Origin of the sequence: Microvirga massiliensis, from assembly GCF_001006805.1 — a bacterium.
In the GTDB taxonomy this organism is placed as follows: domain Bacteria; phylum Pseudomonadota; class Alphaproteobacteria; order Rhizobiales; family Beijerinckiaceae; genus Microvirga; species Microvirga massiliensis.
Map to the genome: position 1 here is coordinate 1 of NZ_LN811396.1, position 2142 is coordinate 2142.

The following is a 2142-nucleotide window of genomic DNA, read 5'->3' on the forward strand; positions in this document are numbered from 1 at the left end:
ACCGGGTGTAGAGCACCGTTAGAGACGTCACCCGGCTGCCCGTTAGAGATGTCACCTCCCCGGGTGCGGATTACGGGGAGCTCGGGTCCCATGACGGTGATCGCGATGCGTCGTCTGGAGATCGACCGCAGCGCGGCTGCGCAACTTGATCAGCTCCGCCGCGCTGCTCGGCGCCAAGGCCTCCCGCGCCGCTGATATCTCGGGTGAAAGCCTTGAAGGTGACATCTCTAACGGGGACAATCAGCGACTTGTCTAACGGGTTCTGTCAACGGAGACCGGCTTCCTACCCGCGCGAGGCTTTCACTCGATCACCTCGTCGGCGAGCGCAACCAGAGTTGGCGGCAGTTGCAGATCGAGCGCGCGGGCGGTTTTCAAGTTCACGAGCAGCTTGAAACCGACCGGCTGCTCGACGGGCAGCCCCGCGGGGCTGGCGCCCTTCAGGATCTTGTCGACGTAGTCGGCTGCGCGAGGGTAGTGCAAGAAGAGGTTGGCGCTGTACGATATCAAGCCGCCGTCCCGCACAAATTCTTCCCCGGTCGTGTACACCGCCGGCAACCGCCGTCGCGCTGCAAACGCGATCACGGCCTCTCGGTTGGCATTGACCAGGGGCTCGACGACAACCAGCATCGCTTCCGCCTGTGACTGCTCGATCCGGACGAAGGCCGGATCGAAGTCTTGCCGCGCGACAACCTCAACCACCACCAGCTCAATCCCGAGCAACTGGGCCGCATCGGCGGCACTTTGCAGCAACGGCAGAGTTCCGGCATTGCTAGGGTTTGACAGGAACGCGATGCGGCGCGCCGCCGGCGCCACCTGATGCAGCAGCTCGATCTGCTTGCCGCCCAGATCGGGGATCATCGAGGTCGTGCCAGTGACGTTTCGGCCAGGCCGAGCCAGGCTCTCGACTAATCCAGCACCGACGGGATTGCCGGCATGAACCATGACGATGGGGATCCGGGCCGTGGCCTCGCTCGCCGCCGTGCTGGCGGCAACGGCGACTGCAACGATCACGTCCACCTTGAGGGCCACCAGCTCGCGCGCCAGTGTCGGGAGGCGATCCAGTACGCCTCCGGCGTAACGCTCGTGAACTTGGATGTTCTTGCCGTCAATCCAGCCCAACTCACGAAGGCGATCCACAAACGCCGCTCGCGTTTTCGTGGGGTGGTCCTGTTCCCGGCCAGGCCAAAGCAATCCGACCCGCCGCACACCATCCTGCTGCGCGCGCGCGGCGAGCGGCCACGCAGCCGCAGCAGCCAGTCCGCCGAGGAAATTGCGTCGCCTCAATGTCCGCCACCAAGGGCTAGAGAAAACAGCGTATCGGCGCGGTCCAATTTTGCCTAGGGGCTAAGACCAGCTTGGCGCGCTCATGAATTTCGGTCCGGACTCTGAGGAAATTGATCTCCGCGATGTCCTTCGCGTCATCGGCTAAGTAGAACGTGCCTGCAAAAGCACCTTTGATGTTCCAGCTTGTAGCGCGAGATGTTAGCTTGGCTATAGAGTTAGCTCAAAGCAAGTTGATCATCCAGTAGTTTTCTGCCACGCTGGAACTATTTCTCACATACTGACTTGAGCTGACGCGATCACCCTTCGCGTTGCAGGGTCACATGAGGAGTATATTCGCCAAAACGTTGGTCTTTGCTTTGACGATGTTCGGAGGCGTTGCATCACTTCCGGCTGCAGTGCCGGATTTCCAGACCACCTCCGGGCGCGTTGAGCGCGGACAAGCCTCTTGGTACGGCTCGTTCCACCACGGCCGACGGACCGCCAGCGGAGAGAGGTTCAATAAGAACGCGTTCACGGCGGCGCATCGATCGCTCCCCTTTGGGACCTTGGTGCGGGTCACCTGTGTCAGAACCGGCGAATCCGTCGTCGTGCGGATCAATGACCGCGGGCCGTTCAAGGCCGGAAGGATCATTGATCTCTCGCAAGCCACGGCTCGGGCTATTGGTCTGAAAGGGGTCGGGGAGGTGTCTCTCGCGGAACTCTACCTGCCCCGCTTGACGTCATCGTGGACCGATGACGTGAGCATGTAGCCTGCCCTTACCCAATCCGGCCGCATGCAAATCAGAACCGATTGGCAGCGATCGAGACAACGAGATCGATGCGGCTCCAGTGTGCTGGTCTCGTCCTTGAGGCTGCGTT

The 2142-nt window shown here is 61.7% G+C and carries 2 protein-coding genes; one reads left to right on the forward strand and one right to left on the reverse strand.

Annotated elements, in window-relative coordinates:
* Positions 1–300: 300 nt before the first annotated feature.
* Positions 301–1206 (reverse strand): ABC transporter substrate-binding protein, encoded by a 906-nt coding sequence (locus tag BN1233_RS42480; protein WP_280139517.1) that lies wholly within the window; start codon positions 1204–1206, stop codon positions 301–303.
* Between the two features lie 398 nt (positions 1207–1604).
* On the opposite strand from BN1233_RS42480, the gene BN1233_RS42485 reads away from it, so the two are divergent.
* Positions 1605–2033, forward strand: a complete 429-nt coding sequence (locus BN1233_RS42485; RefSeq protein ID WP_052764157.1) for a septal ring lytic transglycosylase RlpA family protein — start codon at positions 1605–1607, stop codon at positions 2031–2033.
* The last annotated feature ends 109 nt before the right edge of the window (positions 2034–2142 follow it).